General features: G+C 68.4%; 20 protein-coding genes. 7 read left to right on the forward strand and 13 right to left on the reverse strand.

What is annotated here, in order from left to right:
* Positions 1–49: 49 nt before the first annotated feature.
* Together pyrH and tsf are read right to left on the reverse strand one after the other, a co-directional pair.
* Entirely contained in the window at positions 50–799 is a 750-nt protein-coding gene (gene pyrH / locus AB0M15_RS22965; protein ID WP_328335294.1) for a UMP kinase, read from the reverse strand.
* Between the two features lie 62 nt (positions 800–861).
* A complete protein-coding gene (tsf, locus tag AB0M15_RS22970) occupies positions 862–1,680 on the reverse strand; it encodes a translation elongation factor Ts (protein ID WP_363822539.1) in 819 nt (272 codons plus the stop codon).
* 24 nt (positions 1,681–1,704) lie between these two features.
* On the opposite strand from tsf, the gene AB0M15_RS22975 reads away from it, so the two are divergent.
* Complete coding sequence (locus tag AB0M15_RS22975; RefSeq protein ID WP_363822542.1) at positions 1,705–1,842, forward strand: hypothetical protein; 138 nt, start codon at positions 1,705–1,707, stop codon at positions 1,840–1,842.
* A gap of 39 nt (positions 1,843–1,881) precedes the next feature.
* Here the strand turns inward: AB0M15_RS22975 and rpsB are convergent, their stop codons facing one another.
* Positions 1,882–2,847 carry a 30S ribosomal protein S2 gene (gene rpsB, locus AB0M15_RS22980; RefSeq protein ID WP_363822545.1) on the reverse strand — a complete coding sequence of 322 codons (966 nt, stop codon included), beginning with the start codon at positions 2,845–2,847 and terminating at the stop codon, positions 1,882–1,884.
* 327 nt (positions 2,848–3,174) lie between these two features.
* On the opposite strand from rpsB, the gene AB0M15_RS22985 reads away from it, so the two are divergent.
* Positions 3,175–3,840, forward strand: a complete 666-nt coding sequence (locus AB0M15_RS22985; protein ID WP_363822549.1) for a M23 family metallopeptidase — start codon at positions 3,175–3,177, stop codon at positions 3,838–3,840.
* Between the two features lie 35 nt (positions 3,841–3,875).
* On the opposite strand, the gene AB0M15_RS22990 is transcribed toward AB0M15_RS22985, so the two are convergent.
* Together AB0M15_RS22990 and AB0M15_RS22995 are read right to left on the reverse strand one after the other, a co-directional pair.
* Complete coding sequence (locus AB0M15_RS22990; RefSeq protein WP_343977465.1) at positions 3,876–4,355, reverse strand: Rrf2 family transcriptional regulator; 480 nt, start codon at positions 4,353–4,355, stop codon at positions 3,876–3,878.
* 31 nt (positions 4,356–4,386) lie between these two features.
* Positions 4,387–5,328, reverse strand: coding sequence for a tyrosine recombinase XerC (locus tag AB0M15_RS22995; RefSeq protein ID WP_363822553.1), 942 nt, complete (start codon positions 5,326–5,328; stop codon positions 4,387–4,389).
* Positions 5,329–5,464: 136 nt separating this feature from the next.
* On the opposite strand from AB0M15_RS22995, the gene AB0M15_RS23000 reads away from it, so the two are divergent.
* The 4 genes from AB0M15_RS23000 (at position 5,465) to dprA (ending at position 10,561) form a co-directional block, all read left to right on the forward strand.
* Positions 5,465–7,090 (forward strand): amino acid permease, encoded by a 1,626-nt coding sequence (locus AB0M15_RS23000; protein ID WP_363822556.1) that lies wholly within the window; start codon positions 5,465–5,467, stop codon positions 7,088–7,090.
* An 89-nt stretch (positions 7,091–7,179) separates the two neighbouring features.
* Positions 7,180–7,536 carry a YraN family protein gene (locus AB0M15_RS23005; RefSeq protein ID WP_363822559.1) on the forward strand — a complete coding sequence of 119 codons (357 nt, stop codon included), beginning with the start codon at positions 7,180–7,182 and terminating at the stop codon, positions 7,534–7,536.
* Complete coding sequence (locus AB0M15_RS23010; RefSeq protein ID WP_363822562.1) at positions 7,536–9,113, forward strand: YifB family Mg chelatase-like AAA ATPase; 1,578 nt, start codon at positions 7,536–7,538, stop codon at positions 9,111–9,113. The genes AB0M15_RS23005 and AB0M15_RS23010 overlap by 1 nt, the downstream gene beginning before the upstream one ends.
* Complete coding sequence (gene dprA / locus AB0M15_RS23015; protein ID WP_363822566.1) at positions 9,110–10,561, forward strand: DNA-processing protein DprA; 1,452 nt, start codon at positions 9,110–9,112, stop codon at positions 10,559–10,561. Before AB0M15_RS23010 ends, dprA begins: the two co-directional genes overlap by 4 nt.
* Before the next feature lie 500 nt (positions 10,562–11,061).
* On the opposite strand, the gene AB0M15_RS23020 is transcribed toward dprA, so the two are convergent.
* From AB0M15_RS23020 to AB0M15_RS23055, 8 genes are all read right to left on the reverse strand, one after another.
* Positions 11,062–11,385: a DUF2469 domain-containing protein gene (locus tag AB0M15_RS23020; protein WP_012922325.1), complete on the reverse strand. Its 324-nt coding sequence runs from the start codon at positions 11,383–11,385 to the stop codon at positions 11,062–11,064.
* Entirely contained in the window at positions 11,382–12,080 is a 699-nt protein-coding gene (locus AB0M15_RS23025; RefSeq protein WP_363822570.1) for a ribonuclease HII, read from the reverse strand. The genes AB0M15_RS23020 and AB0M15_RS23025 overlap by 4 nt, the downstream gene beginning before the upstream one ends.
* Before the next feature lie 58 nt (positions 12,081–12,138).
* Positions 12,139–12,903 (reverse strand): signal peptidase I, encoded by a 765-nt coding sequence (lepB, locus tag AB0M15_RS23030; protein WP_363822573.1) that lies wholly within the window; start codon positions 12,901–12,903, stop codon positions 12,139–12,141.
* Positions 12,900–13,547: a signal peptidase I gene (gene lepB / locus AB0M15_RS23035; protein ID WP_343963364.1), complete on the reverse strand. Its 648-nt coding sequence runs from the start codon at positions 13,545–13,547 to the stop codon at positions 12,900–12,902. The genes lepB (AB0M15_RS23030) and lepB (AB0M15_RS23035) overlap by 4 nt, the downstream gene beginning before the upstream one ends.
* Positions 13,548–13,666: 119 nt before the next feature.
* Positions 13,667–14,029, reverse strand: a complete 363-nt coding sequence (gene rplS / locus AB0M15_RS23040) for a 50S ribosomal protein L19 (protein ID WP_363822577.1) — start codon at positions 14,027–14,029, stop codon at positions 13,667–13,669.
* Between the two features lie 186 nt (positions 14,030–14,215).
* Complete coding sequence (trmD, locus tag AB0M15_RS23045; RefSeq protein WP_363822580.1) at positions 14,216–15,415, reverse strand: tRNA (guanosine(37)-N1)-methyltransferase TrmD; 1,200 nt, start codon at positions 15,413–15,415, stop codon at positions 14,216–14,218.
* Positions 15,412–15,966: a ribosome maturation factor RimM gene (gene rimM / locus AB0M15_RS23050; protein ID WP_363822583.1), complete on the reverse strand. Its 555-nt coding sequence runs from the start codon at positions 15,964–15,966 to the stop codon at positions 15,412–15,414. Before rimM ends, trmD begins: the two co-directional genes overlap by 4 nt.
* A gap of 42 nt (positions 15,967–16,008) precedes the next feature.
* On the reverse strand, positions 16,009–16,596 hold the full coding sequence (locus AB0M15_RS23055) for a cupin domain-containing protein (RefSeq protein ID WP_343963374.1): 588 nt from the start codon (positions 16,594–16,596) through the stop codon (positions 16,009–16,011).
* 166 nt (positions 16,597–16,762) lie between these two features.
* Here AB0M15_RS23055 and AB0M15_RS23060 point away from each other — a divergent pair, with 166 nt between their 5' ends.
* Positions 16,763–17,674, forward strand: coding sequence for an ABC transporter substrate-binding protein (locus AB0M15_RS23060; protein WP_363822586.1), 912 nt, complete (start codon positions 16,763–16,765; stop codon positions 17,672–17,674).

The raw sequence follows: 17,674 nt of genomic DNA on the forward strand, positions 1-17,674 counted from the left end.
TCCACGCCGGACCTGAGCCCGTGTGTTGGCCGTGATCTTAGTAGGTGCGCTACTGACCTGGTGAGACGACCGTGCCGATCTTCTCACCCCGGACGACGCGGGCGATGTTGCCCTCCTCGAGTCCGAAGATCACGATCGGCAACGCGTTGTCCCGGGCCAGGCTGATCGCGGTGGCGTCGGCCACCCGCAGCCCGCGGGCCAGGAAGTCGTCGTACGACAGCTGGTCGAACTTGACCGCGTCGGGGTTCTTCTTGGGGTCGGAGTCGTAGACCCCGTCGACACCCTGCTTGCCCATCAGCAGCGTCTCGGCGCCGATCTCCAGCGCACGCTGGGCAGCGACCGTGTCGGTGGAGAAGTACGGCATCCCGGAGCCCGCGCCGAAGATCACCACGCGGCCCTTGGACAGGTGCCGGTCGGCCTTGCGCGGGATGTACGGCTCGGCGACCTGGCCCATCGTGATGGCGGTCTGGACCCGGGTCTCGACACCCAGCTTCTCCAGGAAGTCCTGCAGCGCCAGGCAGTTCATCACCGTGCCGAGCATGCCCATGTAGTCGGCGCGATTGCGCTCCATCCCGCGCTGCTGCAGCTCCGCGCCGCGGAAGAAGTTACCGCCACCGACCACCACGGCGACCTGTACGCCGGAGCGCACCACCTCGGCGATCTGCTTGGCGATCGAGTTCACCACGTCGGGGTCGACGCCGAGCTTGCCGCCGCCGAACACCTCACCCGACAACTTCAGCAGTACCCGCCGATAGGCCGGGTCGAACGGCTCAGAGGCCGGATTCGTCTCGGTACCCAGGGTTTCCGTCACGACTCCGGCCTCCTCGTCGACTGCTTCTTCTTGGTGTGGTCGGGGAACCGTCAGGCTCCGACCTCGAAGCGAGCGAACCGCTTGACGGTCACGCCGGCCTCGTCGAGGACCGCCTTCACGGTCTTCTTGTTCTCCTGGACCGAGGACTGCTCGAGCAGCACGACCTCCTTGAAGAAGCCGTTCACCCGGCCCTCGATGATCTTCGGCAGCGCCTGCTCGGGCTTGCCTTCCTCGCGGGCGGTCGCCTCGGCGATCCGCTTCTCGCTCTCGACCGTCTCGGCCGGGACCTCTTCGCGAGTGGTGTAGAGCGGGCGCATCGCGGCGGCCTGCATGGCGGCGCCCCGCGCGGCTTCGGCGTTGTCGCCCTCGAACTCGACGAGCACGCCCACCTGGGCCGGGAGGTCGGCGGCACGCTTGTGCATGTACGCCGCGACCTTGCCGTCGAAGACGGCGACCTTGCCGAGCTCGAGCTTCTCACCGATCACCGCGGCCAGCGCCTCGATGTTCTCCGCGACGCTCTTGCCGTCGGCCAGCTTCTCGCCGAGCAGGCCCTCGACGTCGCCGACCTTGCTGGCCGACGCGTGCGCGACGATGTCGGCCGCGAGCTGCTGGAACTGCTCGTTCTTGGCGACGAAGTCGGTCTCGCAGTTGAACTGGACCATCGCGTTCTCCGCGGCGGCGACCAGGCCGTTGGTGGCGGAGCGCTCGGCGCCACGCTTGGCGGCCTTGGCGGCGCCGTGGATGCGCAGCTCCTCGATCGCCTTGTCGAAGTCACCGTCGGTGGTCTCGAGCGCCTTCTTCGCGTCCATCATGCCCGCGCCGGTGGCGTCGCGGAGCCGCTTCACGTCAGCGGCGGTGTAGTTCGCCATTCCTCGATCTCTCAGTCTTGTGTGGTGCGTCAGCTGATGGGATTCGCCACCGGCCCGGAGGCCGATGACTGCTCGCCGTATCCCGCCGCCTGGCGATCTCTCGCCGTACCGCGGGTGGCCGGCGGCTTGTTCGCCGTCCTGGGCCGCTGCCGGCTCCCGTAGTACGGAAGGCGGCAGCGGCGTCGGACGACTACAGGCCGATCAGGCCTCGGTCTTCGGCGCCTCGTCGGCAGCCGGAGCCTCAGCGGCCGGAGCCTCTTCGGCAACCGGAGCCTCGGCAGCGGGGGCCTCGACTGCAGGGGCCTGGACTGCGGCCTCGGCGGCCGGGGTCACGACAGCGGCGGCCTCAGCGACGGGGGCCTCGTCGGCCTTCGCTTCCGTGGTGGCGCCGTTCTGGCTCTCCAGCAGCTCCCGCTCCCAGGCAGCCAGCGGCTCCTCGGCGCCCAGCTCCTCGCCGGCCGCGGCCGCACCCTGGCCACCGCGCGACATCAGGCCGTCGGCGACGGCGTCGGCGACTACGCGGGTCAGCAGGCCGACCGAACGAATCGCGTCGTCGTTGCCCGGGATCGGGAAGTCGACCTCGTCCGGGTCGCAGTTGGTGTCCAGGATGCCGATGATCGGCAGCTTGAGCTTGCGCGCCTCGTCGACGGCGAGGTGCTCCTTCTTGGTGTCGACGATCCAGACGGCGGCCGGAACCCGGCCCATGTCCCGGATGCCGCCGAGGGTCTTGAGCAGCTTGTCGTGCTCGCGACGCTTCTGCAGCAGCTCCTTCTTCGTCACACCGGAGGCGGCGACGTCGTCGAAGTCGAGCAGCTCGAGCTCCTTGAGGCGCTGGAGCCGCTTGTTGACGGTCTGGAAGTTGGTGAGCATGCCGCCCAGCCAGCGCTGGTTCACGTAGGGCATGCCGACCCGGGTCGCCTGCTCGGCGATCGCTTCCTGGGCCTGCTTCTTGGTGCCGACGAACAGGATCGCGCCGCCGGAGGCGACGGTGCTCCGGACGAACTCGTAGGCGCGGTCGATGTACGACAGCGACTGCTGCAGGTCGATGATGTAGATGCCGTTGCGCTCGGTGAAGATGAATCGCTTCATCTTCGGGTTCCAGCGACGGGTCTGGTGCCCGAAGTGGACGCCGCTCTCGAGCAGCTGCTTCATGGTCACGACGGCCATGAGGTGTTCCTCCTGTCGTGCCGGCCCGGCGTTGCACACTCGGACGGCACAGTCTCGGTTGTCCCGCAGCGGACCGGGTTTGGTCCGTTGCGCCTGACACCCGCGCGCACCGACCCCGGAGAACCGGGACCGAGTGGTGCGCCCCCACCGCCACCAGGGTTCCTGGAGTCAGTCTCGGGGCATGCGGGCGTGCGAAGTCGCCCCACTCACGTGGGACGCCACCAAAAGTCTACGGGAAACCCGCCACCCAAACCTAACCGGCCCCACTTGTCCACACCCCACAGATTCCCCACCCCCACTCCCCACTTCCAACGGCACATTCCCTGTATGACCCCCACCCTCCTGGCCACCGCCGCCCTCCTAGCCCCAACCACCCCCACAACCACCGCCGCTCCGGTGCAGCCGGGGGCGGTCTGGCCGCTCACTCCAAGACCCGAGGTCGTCCGCGGTTTCGAGCCTCCACCCAAGCCCTGGCTCCCCGGCCACCGCGGCCTCGACCTACGCGGCTCCCCCGGCCAGCAGGTCCGCTCGGCCACCTCCGGCACAGTCACGTACGCGGGCCCCCTCGCCGGTCGCGGCGTCATCGTCATCGCCACCGGCCCACTCCGCACCACCTACGAACCGGTCATCCCCACAGTCCGCACAGGCACCTTCGTCACCCCAGGCACCCCACTAGGCCATCTCTCAGCAGCCGCCTCCCACTGCACCCCCGCAACCTGCCTCCACTGGGGCCTACTCCAGTCCACCACCTACCTGAACCCGCTATCCCTACTCCCCCACCGCCCGGTCCGCCTGCTCCCGAACACCCCACAACCCCACCGCGCCAACACTCAGGCGAGCGGCACTCAGCTCTCGCACGGCGCAGCGCCATCACCCGACCCCAGCCACCTGGAGCCGCCGGCCCCACCCAGAAGCAGCCTCGCCTCCAGCGTGGTGGTCGGTCTGGCTGCCATAGGCACCCTCATCGGCAGCCTCCTGATCCGGCGACACTGATGCCCAGCCCGATCAGCAGCCGAACCGACCCCGGATCAGCTCCCCGGGACTCGCGCCTGCCAGGCGTCTTCGTCCTTCGACCGACGCTCGACGCCAGCCGGCAACTTGCCCTTGGCCAGATCCGTCAGCGTCGTGTGCTCCAGCACGTCCCGCAGGCTAGCCCGCGCCGCGATCCACACCCGCTGCAGCACGACCGCCCGCTCGTTGTACGCGACGCTCTCGGGCCGGACCCCGGAGATGCTCACGATCGGCCCGTCCACCGCCCGCATGACGTCGGCCACCGACACCTCGTTCGGGTCGACGGCGAGCTTCCACCCACCCGACTGACCACGCTGGCTCGACAGCACACCGGCCCGGCGCAGGTCGGCGAGGATCCCCTGCAGGAACCCATGCGGGATCCCCTGCGCACGGCTGAGCTCCTCGGCCGACACCACCGAGGGATCGTTCGCCACCCATCGCTGGGTGATCTCGATCAGCGCCCGCAACGCATAGTCAGACTTCGCCGAAACCCGCATACTCCGCAGTCTGCCGTATCCAGGCCCCAGGTCAGGCGCGCGGATGCGCTTGTTCGTAGGCGCGTCGCAGCCGATCCCCCGACACGTGCGTGTAGATCTGCGTCGTCGCCAACGAAGCGTGACCGAGCAACTCCTGCACGCTGCGCAGATCTGCCCCGCCTTCGAGCAGGTGCGTCGCCGCCGTGTGCCGCATCCCGTGCGGCGACAGGTCCGGCGCGTCGACCGCCTCCATCCGGGCGTGCACGAGCCGCCGTACGGTCCGCTGATCGATCCGCGCCCCCCGGGCCCCGAGGAACAACGCCGGCCCGCTCCCCGGCCGGAACAACTTCGGCCGCGCCCCGTCCAGCCACCCATCCAGAGCAACCCCGGCCGGTACGCCGTACGGCACCGAGCGTTCCTTGCGCCCCTTGCCGAAGACCCGGATCACCCGCCGGCCCGCGTCGACGTCGTCGACGTCGATGGCGCAGAGCTCGCCGACCCGGATACCCGTTGCGTAGAGCAACTCCATGATCGCCAGATCGCGAAGCCCGACGGGGCTTCCGTCGTCCGCGGCGACCGCCGCGGCGTCGAGCACCGCCCGCGTGTCCGCCTGCCCCAGCACGCCGGGTAACGATTTGTGCGGCTTCGGACTGGCCAGCAGCGCGCCCGGATCGGTCTCGATCCGCCCGGTCCGCTGCGCCCAGGCGGTGAAGACCCGGGCGGCGGTCGCGCGCCGCGCCATCGTGCTGCGCGACTTGCCGAGACTCTGCTGCTTGGCCAGCCAGGACCGCAGACCACGGATGTCGAGCCCGCTCAGGTCATCGTGACCAAGCCGAGTCAAATGCTCGATTAAATCCAGCACATCGCCCATGTAGGCTCGGACAGAATGTTTGCTGAGGTCTCTTTCCGCCTTCAGATGCCGTTCGTAGTCAGCCAGTAACACAGCGAAATCTTCCGCCCTGGAAGGCGTTGTGCTGATCTCGTCCGGCACCATGTGCTGACCATGCGGGAGTGGCAGCGGCATCGCAAGCCACCGCGCGGCGGATACCTGAGGAGGTCTGGCCCGAATCCCCACTGGTCGACTACTGTTCGGCCCGATTGCCCTAGTAGCAACGGAGGCACCCCTGACCATGGCCCCCTCAGCGAACGGACAGACCGTAGGCCGGCGCCTGCCGGTCGAGTCGGCGTTCACTCGAGTCGAGGATGCGCGGCACCGTCTGCCGCGCTTGTTCGGTCGTCGCGACCTAGTCGTTCTCGGACTAGGTGTGATGATCGGGTCCGGCATTTTCAGTCTCAGCGGTAAGCAGGCGGCGCACGTGGCCGGCCCCGCTGTGATTGTGTCGTTCCTGATCGCGGCGGTGGTTTGCGTACTGGCTGCGGCCTGTTACGCCGAACTGTCGTCGACGATCCCCGTCTCAGGTAGCGCCTACACCTTCAGCTATGTGACCTTCGGCGAGATGTGGGCCTGGCTGGTCGGCTGGGCGCTGGTGCTCGAGCTGGTGACCGCCGCGGCCATCGTGGCGCGCGTCTGGTCGGCGTACTTCCTCGCGACCCTGGACGGATTCGGCGTCAGCCTGCCCGCCGGCGTGGCTCAGTTCTTCGGCCCCGACGCCAAGCTGAACCTGGTCGCACCGCTGCTGCTGCTGGTGCTGACCGCGCTGATCGTCACCGGCACCAAGTTGTCGTCCCGCGTGCTCACCGTCGTCGTACTGGCGAAGGTGGCCGTGATCCTGCTGGTCGTCATCGTCGGCGCCACGCACATCAACTTCGACAACTACAAGCCGTTCGTGCCGGACGCGCGGCCCGCACCGGCGACGGCCAGTCCGACCCTGCTCAGCTGGATCCTGGACTCGTCGTTCGGCTCGTTCGGCCTGATGGGCATCTTCACCGCGGCCAGCTCGATCGTCTTCGCCTTCATCGGCTTCGACCTGATCGCGACCGCCTCCGAGGACGCCCGCAGCCCGCGCAAGACCGTCCCGCAGGGCATGCTGCTCGGCGTCGGCGCGGTCACGATCCTGTACGTCGCGATGGCGGTCGTACTGGTCGGGATGCGCCCGTCCAGTCAGCTGGGCGGCGCCGCGCCGGTGTCGGAGGCGATGTCGGCCGTCGGCGAGGGCTGGGCGGCGAACGTGGTCAATCTCGGGGCCTTGCTCGCCTTGATGACGGTGATCATGGTCGTGTTGATCGCGCAGAGCCGGGTGCTCTTCAACATGGGCCGGGACGGTCTGCTGCCGAAGAGCCTGGGCCGGGTCAGCCGGGTCTACTCCTCGCCCGCCCGCGCCGCCACCGCGGCCGGTGCGGCGGCGATCGCGCTGACGCTGTACCCGAAGGTGCTCGACCTCGAGGAACTGCTCGTCATCGGCGCGTTGTTCTGCTTCGCGTTCTGTGCCGTCGGGGTGCTGACCCTGCGGCGTACCGAGCCGAACCTGGAGCGCGGTTTCCGGGTTCCGATGGTGCCGCTGATCCCGCTGCTGTCGCTGGCCGCGACACTGTGGCTGATGCTCAACCTGCGGACCAGCACCTGGACGAAGTTCGCGATCTGGATGGCGGTCGGCCTGGCGATCTACGGCCTCTACGGCCGCTGGCACAGCCGGCTGGCGAACGAGGACAGCTGGGACTTCGACATCGGCGACACCGACCCGGGCACGGGCGGCCTGCAGGCGATCCGGAGCGAGCACGACACCGGCGAGCTGCGCGCGGTCCGGACGCCACCACCGTCCAAGCAGTCGACGCGCGGCAAGCACATGCGTAACTGACGACTTCGGGGCCTGTTTTCCACAGGCCCCGAAGTCGCATCCGCAATCGGCGAAACCTCGGCATGTTCTTCAGCCGGAGGTGGTCATCGATGCGAACCACGGACGCGGTCGGGAAGTACGGCGAAGATCTCGCCGCCAGGTATCTCGCGGAGCACGGCTTCACGATCCTGGAGCGGAACTGGCGGTGTGGCCAGGGCGAGATCGACATCGTCGCCCGGGAGGACCGGACCCTCGTCGTCTGCGAGGTGAAGACCCGGCGCGGGCTGGGCTACGGCAGCCCGCTCGAGTCGATCACGTACCGCAAGCTCAGCAAGCTGCGCCAACTGGTCGGCCACTGGCTGCGGGAGCACGAGGTGCGACCCGGTGAGGTCCGGATCGACATCGTCGCCGTGCTCCTGCCGTACCGCGGCGCGCCGAGCGTCGACCACGTCAGGGGGGTGGCCTGATGGCGCTCGCCCAGGCCTGGTCGGTCGCCCTCGTCGGCCTGGAGGGCCACCTCGTCGAGATCGAGGCCGACATCGCGCAGGGCCTGCCGAAGACGACCCTGATCGGCCTGCCCGACGCCTCGCTGTCCGAGGCCCGCGACCGGGTCCGGGCCGCCGTCGTCAACAGCGGCGAGAAGTTCCCCGACCGCAAGGTGACCATCGGCCTCTCCCCCGCGACTCTGCCGAAGACGGGCTCGCACTACGACGTCAGCATCGCCTGCGCGCTCCTCGCGGCCGCCGGTGTGGTCGACAACGAACGCCTCCGGCACGTGGCGATCATCGGCGAGCTCGGCCTGGACGGGCGGATGCGGGAGGTCCGCGGCGCGCTCGCGATGACCCTGGCCGCCTCCCGCTCCGGCTTCGAACGCGTCATCGTCCCTGAACTGAACGCGGGCGAGGCACGGCTGGTGCCCGGGATCGAGGTCTACGGGATGCGGTCCCTGCGTCAGGTGCTCGCGCTGCTACGCCAGACCGAGATGCCCGACGAGGACCCACCACGAGCGGAGCCCCGGCTCATCTCCGAGTCACTCACCCGGGTGCCGGAGGTCGACCTGCATGACGTCCTCGGCCAGCGCGAGGGGCGCAAGGCGATCGAGGCGAGCGCCGCCGGTGGTCACCACATCTTCCTGCACGGCCCGCCGGGTTCGGGCAAGACGATGCTCGCCGAGCGCCTGGCCGGCCTGTTGCCGGACCTCAGCACCGACGCCTCTCTCGAGGTGTCCGCAGTCCATTCGCTGGCCGGCCTGCTCACCAACGACGCCGAGCTGGTCGTCCGGCCGCCCTTCATCGCCCCACATCACACCGCGTCCCTGCCCAGCCTGATCGGCGGCGGCTCCGGCATGCCCCGTCCCGGCGCGATCAGCTGTGCCCACCGCGGGATCCTCTTCATCGACGAGGCACCCGAGATGCACCCCCTGACGCTCGACACGCTGCGGCAGCCGCTCGAGTCGGGGTTCGTCGAGGTTCACCGCGCCGCGGCGGTCGCCAAGTTCCCTGCCCGCTTCCTGCTGGTCCTAGCCGCCAACCCGTGCCCCTGCGGCCTCGCCGGCATACCGAACAAGGTCTGCAGCTGCACTCCACAGAACCTGAACCGCTACCGCCAGCGGATCAGCGGCCCGATCAAGGACCGGATCGACATCCAGCGCCAGATCCTCCCCGCCGCCCGAGGCGAAGGCGAAGCCGACAGCCCAGAATCCACCGCCGAGGTGGCCGCCCGGGTCCGACTGGCCCGCGAACGCCAAGCTCACCGCTACCAAGGCACCGGCTGGGCCCTGAACAGCGAACTCCCGGGCCCGGTCCTCCGTCGCGAATACCCGATCGACGAACCGAGCCAACACCTCCTGGAAGACCTCTACGCCCACGGCCGCCTCACCGCCCGAGGCTTCGACCGAGTCTCCCGCCTCGCCTGGACCCTCGCGGACCTGGCCGGCGCCCCCATCCCCACCGTCCCCCTCACCCACACAGCCTTCCAACTCCGCACCGGCGTCCCCCTAACCCCACTAACCGACGAACGCCCCCTTAGAAGGTCTGCCTCATGACCACCTCACCCCCGTGCCCCACCACCCCGCCACCCACCACCGCACCCACGACCACCCCGCCACCCACAGAAGCCACGCCACCCTCGACCTCCACTCCCGCCCCCGACAGCCGCTCTCCCCAGCAGCCGGCCGCCATCGACGAGCACAACCTCGTCCGCGAGCCCACCTCGACGCGCGATCGTCCGCCCGCCCACGAGCCCGCCTTCACACGCGGCGGTCCGCCTGCCCACCCGGCCTCGGCGGAGCGCATGCCTCCTAACCAACCGGCCCCGGCCTATGAGCAGGCGTCCGCGCCTCTAGCTGGTGCGGGAGCAAGTGACGTCGATGCGGAGCGGTTGGCTCGGGCTGGGTTGGTTCGGGTGGTGGAGCCGGGGGATCCAGCGGCGATTACCGCGTTCGAGGGGATGGAGGCCCAAGAACTGTGGGAGGCGTTGCAGGAGAAGCGGCCGATGTTCGAGCGATGGTCTGCCCGGATGGCAGAGGCGCGGCCGGAGGTCGATCTGGAGCGTGCGGCGGCGGCCGGGGCCCGGTTCGTCATCCCGGGAGACGACGAATGGCCCGAGCAGGTGGAGGTGCTGGCCGACGCCGGTCTGCAGAGTCGTCGGGGCGGGGTGCCGTTCGGGCTTTGGGTTCGTGGTCCGGCGCAACTGCGGGAGACGTTGGCCAAGTCTGTCGCCGTGGTGGGTGCGCGTGCCTGTTCGGCGTACGGCGAAAATGCCGCCAGCGAGCTGGCTGCGGGACTTGCCGACGAGGGCGTTACCGTGGTCTCCGGCGGCGCCTATGGCATCGATGCCGCCGCCCACCGCGGAGCTCTCGCAAGCGGCGGTCCGACCGTCGCTGTGCTCGCCTGCGGAGTCGATGTCAGCTACCCGAAGAGCAACACCGCTCTCTTCGACCGAATCGCCGAAACAGGCTTGCTGATCAGCGAACTACCACCCCGCTGCTCCCCCACAAAACTGCGTTTCCTCGCCCGCAACAGACTCATCGCCGCGACCACCCTCGGCACCGTCGTAGTCGAGGCAGCCATCCGCAGCGGCGCCCTCAACAGCGCGGGCTGGGCCGAACAATGCGGCCGCCAAGTACTAGCCGTCCCCGGCCCCATCACCTCCCGAATGTCCGAAGGCGCCCACCTCCTCATCCGCGAACGCAACGCCGCCGTCGCCACCAACGTTGCCGACATCCTCGAAGCAATCTCCCCCATCGGCACCCACACCACCTCCTACCCTCACGCCCCCACCACCCTCACCGACCACCTGGACCACGACCTAAGCCGCACCCTCGATGCAGTCCCGGTACTCCGCCCCGCCAACGCCACCCGCATAGCCACCACGGCAGGCCTAGACCTAGACACCACCCAGGAATGCCTAGAAACCCTCGCCGACTCCAACCTCATCGAATACACCCCCACCGGCTGGCGCCTCTCCCCCACCCACCGCCAATCCCTCTAACCCCCGCCCTCAGCCCCACCCCGCCCTCCACCTGACAGCCGGGTAGCGTCTTGAGACTGGTGGGCGGCTCGGGGCTGGGTGGCTGGCGGCAAGCCAGCAGTCAACGCCGCCGGAGGCAGCACCTCAATGGCAGCACCACGTTGCAGCACCCCGCTGGCAGCAGCAGGCGGCAGTACCGGCTAACGGCGCTCCCGCTGACAGCACCACTCGGCGGGACCGGGGTGGCAGCACCCGGCGGTAGTACCTGGGATAGCAGCACCCCGATGGCGGCGGTCGGCGCCTGCTGGCCGTACCCAGTGCCAGCAGCGGGGTGGTGGCACTGGACGGGTGGGCGACTCGGGGCTAGGTGCGTGGTGGTGGCAAGCCGGCAGCCAGTGCCGGCGGAGCAGCACTTGGCAACAGCACCGGAGAGTCAGTCCCTCGATGGCAGCACCAGCCGAGGGTACCCACATGAAGCAGCCCCAGCCGGGGTTGTGGGCGGCTGGGGCTAGGGGTAGCGGTTAGCGGCCGAAGTCGCTGTCTTTGGGGACTTCTAGGTCGGATTTGGCCAGTTCTTCGATGTTGACGTCTCGGAAGGTGACTACCTTGGCGTTCTTCACGAAGCGGGCTGAGCGGTAGACGTCCCAGACCCAGGCGTCGGCCATGGTGACTTCGAAATAGACGTCGCCGCCTTCGGTGCGGACTTTGAGGTCCACGGCGTTGCACAGGTAGAAGCGCCGTTCGGTCTCCACGACGTACTTGAAGATCCCGACGACGTCCTTGTACTCCCGATAGAGCTGTAGCTCCATATCGGTCTCGTACTTCTCGAGGTCGTCTGCACTCATCGGCTCTCCGCTCCGGTGGGACTGGACACATTCTGTCCCATATCGGGCCGCATACTGCGGCGGACATTCTCGAACCGCCGTCGATGTTGTGGACACGGGCCGTATTCGTCCAGTGCCGCCTGGTGTTCAGGGGTGCAGTACCCCTTGTGAACCGCGAAATCGTACTGCGGGTACTGCTCGTGCCAGTGCTGCATGATCCGGTCCCGGGTCACCTTGGCGATCACCGAGGCCGCCGCGATGCAGGCTGCCACCCGGTCACCCTTCCACACAGCGAGGCCCGGTACGCCGAGCCCGTCCACCCCGAAACCGTCGGTCAGCACGTACTGCGGGCGCAGGTCGAGCAGGAAGATCGCCCGGCGGAGCGCCTCCACGTTGGCGACGTGCATGCCCAGCCGGTCGCACTCGGCCGCCTCGATCGAGACCACCGACCAGGCCAGCGCCCGCTCGCGGATCTGCTCGTAGCAGCGGTCACGTGCCTTCGCCGTCAGCAACTTCGAGTCGGCGAGCTCGGGGATCTGGCCGCGCTTGCCGTCCGGCAGGATCACCGCGGCCGCGACCAGCGGGCCGGCGCACGGTCCGCGGCCGGCCTCGTCGACGCCCGCGATCGGGTCGAGACCGACCCGGCGCAGGGCGCGTTCGTACCCGTAGAGCCCGGCGTCACGCCGGATCGTGCTGCCGCGCGGAAGAGCGCTCATCCATCAACTCACTCGGGAGGCGGTCGCCGGCGAGAGGCTCACCGGCGAGGCGGATAGCTCACTTGGGAGGTGGTGTGAGGGAGATCGAGGGTTTGTCGGGGGCCGGACCCGCGGCCGGTATCGACTTGAAGGTATCCGGTACTTCGAGTTTGTCGAACCGGTTGGCCGGCCAAACCACCAGGATCGCCCGCCCGGTGATCTTGTCCATCGGTACGAACGCAGCGTCCCCCGGATTGCCACCATCGGGACCGGTGTCGCTCAGGTGCACCCGGGAGTCACCCGACTCGGACCGGTGGTCGCCCATCACGAAGACCCGTCCGGCCGGCACGGTGACCTGGAACTCCATCGCCGACGGCGCATCACCCGGATACAGGTAGGTGCCCTCGTCGAGCGGCTGGCCGTTCACCATCAGCCGGCCCTTGGAGTCGCAGCAGGCGACCTTGTCCCCCGGCATGCCGATCAGGCGCTTGATCAGGTGACCGTGGCTGGAGTCCGGCAGCAGACCGACGACCTCGAAGAACCGGCCGATCGAACCGCGCTTCTGACCGCTCTCCTCGTCGCCCAGCCAGCCGCCCGGATCCTCGAAGACGACGACGTCGCCACGCTTGACGTCGGTCAGCTTCTCGACCACGACGCGGTCGCCGACGAGCAGCGTGTTCTGCATCGACTCGCTCGGGATGATGAACATCTGGCCGACGAAGGCCCGCAGGATCGACGAGACGATCAGAGCACCGACCACGATCAGCACGAACTCGCGGGCAGCTGCCGCGAGGCCAGAGCGGTGGGCGGGTTTCTCTTTCGTCGCGGTCGGTGTCTCAGTCACTTCTTCAGCCCCGGCTTCTTGAAGGTTTCCGGAGGACGCAGCATCGTCATCCGGTCAGACGGCCAGATTACGCAACAGGCACGGCCAACCACGTTGTCGACCGGGACGAAGCCGCCGCCGGGCCCGCCCATATGGGCACGGGAGTCCGCGGATTCGGCCCGGTTGTCACCCATGACCCACAGTGAACCAGGCGGCACAACGACGCTGAACGTCGTGGTGGACGGTTTGGCGTCCTTGAGCAGGTACTCACGCTCGTCCAGCGGGATCCCGTTGACCGTGATCCGGCCCGCCTTGTCGCAGCAGACCACCTTGTCGCCGGCCACGCCGATCACCCGCTTGACCAGGTGACCCTCACCGCTGCGCGGCAGGATGCCGACGAACTCGCCGACCCGGCGCAGCGTGCCGGGCTCCTTCTGCTCCTCGTTCAGCCAGTGGCCGGGGTCCTTGAAGACGATGATGTCGCCCCGGTCCACGTCGCGGTGCAGATAGCTGACCTTCTCGGCCAGGATCCGGTCGTTCGTGGTGAGGGTGTCGTACATCGACTCCGAGGGCACGTAGAAGGCCTCGGCGACGAAGAGTCGCAGCACGACGGTGATGACCAACGCGAGCACCGTCACGGTGGTCATCTCCAGCAGCAGGCTCATCAGCGGATTGCGCTGTTTGAGCCTGCGGTGTCGTCCTTTACTGCGACGAGCCCTCCTGGCTGGCGGGCGAGCGCGCGTCGCGGTGCTCGGCGCCATTCCTGACCGTCGTCAGTAGACGATCAGGAGGCCGGGACGTTGTCCCGCTTCTCCTTGATCTTGGCTGCCTTGCCGCGCAGTTCGCGCAGGTAGTACAGCTTGGCGCGGCGCACGTCGCCGCGGGTGACGACCTCGACCTTCTCGACGATCGGGGTGTGCAGCGGGAAGGTCCGCTCGACGCCGACGCCGAAGCTGACCTTGCGGACCGTGAAGGTCTCGTGCAGGCCACCACCGTGGCGACGGATCACGACGCCCTTGAACACCTGTACGCGGCTGCGGTTTCCTTCGACGACCTTGACGTGCACGTTGACCGTGTCGCCGGCGCGGAAGGAGGGGATGTCGTCACGCTTACTCGCGTTGTCGAGCTCGTTCAGGATGTTGCTCATCAGGTGTCTCTTCCTCGCGCGTGCCACAGGTCACCCACGAATGCTCGTATGTGAGAGTCGAAGATGCTGTCATGCGGTGGTCACCCCCTGTGGCAGGAGCACCGAATGGCAACAGCGACCAAGTTTGCCACACTGCGTGAGCCGCCACGAAATCGCATGCTCCCGGCACCCCCGCGGGCGCCCGGGTCAGCGACGTTTGCGCCGTTTGGCGAGGTGGACGAGTTCGACCTTGTCGGTCTGCTGTTCCCGCCTGGTCTCGCGATAGCCGGCGTTGCGGTAGAGCTGGAGATTGCGCTCGCTGGCGGCGCCCGTGTTCAGCTCGTACGACGTGACCTCCGCGGGCGCGGCCCGCTCGGCCACCCGGAGGAGCTTGGTGGCGATGCCTTGGCCCTGCCAGTCGGGAGCCACCATCAGACGGGCGATGTAACCCACGGAGCCGGTGACAGTCAGCTGGACCGACCCCACGATCCGGGCACCCACCACGGCCTTCCAGACGAACCCCTGGCCGACCCGGGCCACGCACTCCGCCAGTGACTCGGTCAGCGGCGGAATGCCGAGGTCGTCGTGCGCCTGCCCCTCAGTGAGGAAGGTGGCCCGCTGCAGCGTGAGCAACTCCCCCGCATCAGCCTCGGTCGCCGGCAGCACCGGCACCTGCGAGGCAGCGTCGTCCTCTGCCGCCAAGGAGCTGCCCCAGGCGGCCAGCAGGTCGGGCCTGCGCTCGGCAGTACGGCGTACGGACTCCTCGTGGCGCCAGGAGGCGATCAGCTTGTGGTTGCCGGACAGGAGTACCTCCGGCACCTCGTGCCCGCGCCAAGCCGGTGGCTTCGTGTAGACCGGGTACTCGAGCAGCCCATGTCCTGAGTGCGACTCCTCGGCCAGGGACTCCGGGTTGCCGATCACACCGGGCAGGAGGCGGGCAATCGCCTCCACCATGACCAGTACTGCGACCTCCCCGCCGTTCAGCACGTAGTCGCCGATGGAGACCTCGGTGACCTGCATCCGCTCGGCCGCGTGTGCAGCGACTCGCGCGTCGATCCCCTCGTACCGTCCGCAGGCGAAGGCCAGCCACGGCTCGGCAGCAAGCTCGTAGGCCAGGTCATGGCTGAAGGGCCGACCAGCGGGCGTGGGCACGATCAGCCGCGGCTGGGACACACCATCACCGGGCATGACGGTGTCGAAAGCCTCGCCCCACGGATCCGGCTTCATCACCATGCCAGCACCCCCGCCATAGGGAGTGTCGTCGACAGTGCGGTGCCGATCGTGGGTCCAGTCGCGCAGGTCGTGCACCCGGACGTCCAGCAGGCCGCTCTTGGCCGCCTTGCCCACCAGCGAGACGTCCAGCGCCGCCAGGTACTCCGGGAAGATCGAGAAGACGTCCAGCCTCATCGGGCCGAGTCTCCAGGCTCCGACGGGACCACCTCAGCGCCCTCGGGGTCCAGCAGCCCGGGCCGGTCAGCCACCACGACGTAGCCAGAGTCCAGGTCGATGGACGGGACCAGCTCCTCGACCAGCGGCACCAGTACTGCGTTGCCGGCCGGCCGGCGGATCTCCAGCAGGTCCTGCGACGGCAGGTGGATCACATCGATGACCTCACCGGCCTCCTCCCCGTCAGTGGTCCGCACCTTGAGGCCGATCAGCTCGCGGTCGTAGTACTCCTCCGGGTCCTCCGGCCGCTCGTCCTCGGCGATCTCGGCCTGGACCTCCAGGTTGCGCAGGTTCTCCGCGGCCGTACGGTCCGGCGAGTCGGCGAACTTCACCAGCAGCCGCCCGCTGTGCCAGCGGCTGGACTCCACGGTCAGGGTCCTCGGCGGCGTGGTGACCGTGACGAGCTTCGCGCCGTCAGCGAACCGAAGATCGGGGTCGTCCGTCCGGACGATCATGCCGACCTCGCCCTTGATCCCATGCGCCCGGCCGATCCGGCCGACAATCACCAGCACCGCAGTTCCTCTCGCTGACCTCCGACGTAACGCCACAGTGTCTCAGGCGCTACCGCTCCACGGCGCAGGGGTGAGCACCCAGACCAGCTCGGCCCGCTCCGTCTCGCTGGCATTGACCCAGGTATGCGGCTCGCCACCGGGGAACGTCAAGGCGTCCCCTGCCGACAGTGCCACCCGGCGATCGGTGAACAGCATCTCGATCGACCCGGCCAGGACATACACGACCTCGTATTCGCAGTTGATCGTGTAGAAGTCCTTACCGCCCGTACCACCCGGCTCGGCGTCGGTATGCACGACCTGTACCCGCGACTGCCCGCGCGGCGTCATCAGCCGCTCGTCCACCCCGGCCCCACCCAGGTTGATCGCCGGCGCGCTGTCGAGCCGGACCAGCGCGACGTCCGGCACCGTGAACAGCGAGCCGACGTCCAGGCTCATCACCTCGCACAAGGTGATCAGCGACGCGACGCTCAACGAGGTCTCATCCCGCTCCACCCGGCTGAGGAAGCCCTTGGTCAGTCCGGCGGCGGAAGCGAGCTGGTCGAGCGTGTAGCCGTGCGCCTGACGGGCGGCCCGGAGCCGGGAGCCGATCCGGATCTCGTTGTTCGACGGCGACACCGGCAACGGACGCATCAGCGGCCTTCCACTAGGCGGAACAAAAACGAAAACAGCGGAATGACCGCTTGACACCCATCATGCCGCCCCCGATGCTCATACGACAACCTTTGTTGCCTCACACGAAACATTCCAGAAACCTGGGGCAACAAGACCGCCATCAAAGGTCCGGGAGATACCCACCATGCGGATTCCACACCTCGCCGTCGCCGCCGCCCTGTCGGCGACGCTCGTCACCGCCTCCTGCGCGGCGCCCGACGCGGCCGAGAGCCCCGCGGGCGGTAACGGTTCGACCAGTACTGCGCCCAAGCTGACCAAGGACGATGCCGCCGCCGCGCTGCTGCCCGAGGAGATCCGGACGGCCGGCAAGGTGCGGGTCGCGTCCGGTGTGAGCTTCCCGCCGATGGAGTTCTTCGACACCGACAACAAGACCGTGCTCGGCTTCGACGCGGATCTCGGCGCGGCGCTCGGGCAGGTGCTCGGGGTGAGCTTCGAGTTCCAGAACACCAACTTCGACGGGATCATCGGCGGCCTGAACGCGGGCCGGTACGACCTGGCGCTGACCAGCATGATCGACAAGTTGGCCCGTCAAGGGACAGCGGACTTCGTCGACTACCTCAACTCCGGCGTCACCTTCATGGTTGTCAAAGGCAACAAGAACAACCTGAAGGAGAAGCTCGACCTCTGCGGCCGCACCGCCGCCGTGGAGAAGAGCGCGACCGGCGACCTGACCGCGGACGACATCACCAAGGAGTGCGCGACGGCCGGCAAGCCAGCGGTCAAGAAGCTGCCGTTCCCCGACCAGGCGAGCGCGGTACAGGCGTTGCAGTCCGGTCGTGCGGACGCAGTGCTCGCGCTGGACCTCACGCTGGCCTACAACGTGAAGCAGGCGCCGGACGCGTTCGAGATCGGGAGCAAGCCGTTCGGCACCTTGCCCGTCGGCATCCCGGTGCCCAAGAGCAATGCCAAGCTGCGCGACGCAGTACAGGCTGCTTTGAAGAAGGTCATCGAGAGCGGTACGTACGACGCGCTGCTGGCCAAGTGGAATCTCACGGATCAGGCGCTGAAAGATGCTCCGATCAATCAGGGCAAGTGA

Source organism: Kribbella sp. NPDC051718 (assembly GCF_040681515.1).
Classification (GTDB): domain Bacteria; phylum Actinomycetota; class Actinomycetes; order Propionibacteriales; family Kribbellaceae; genus Kribbella.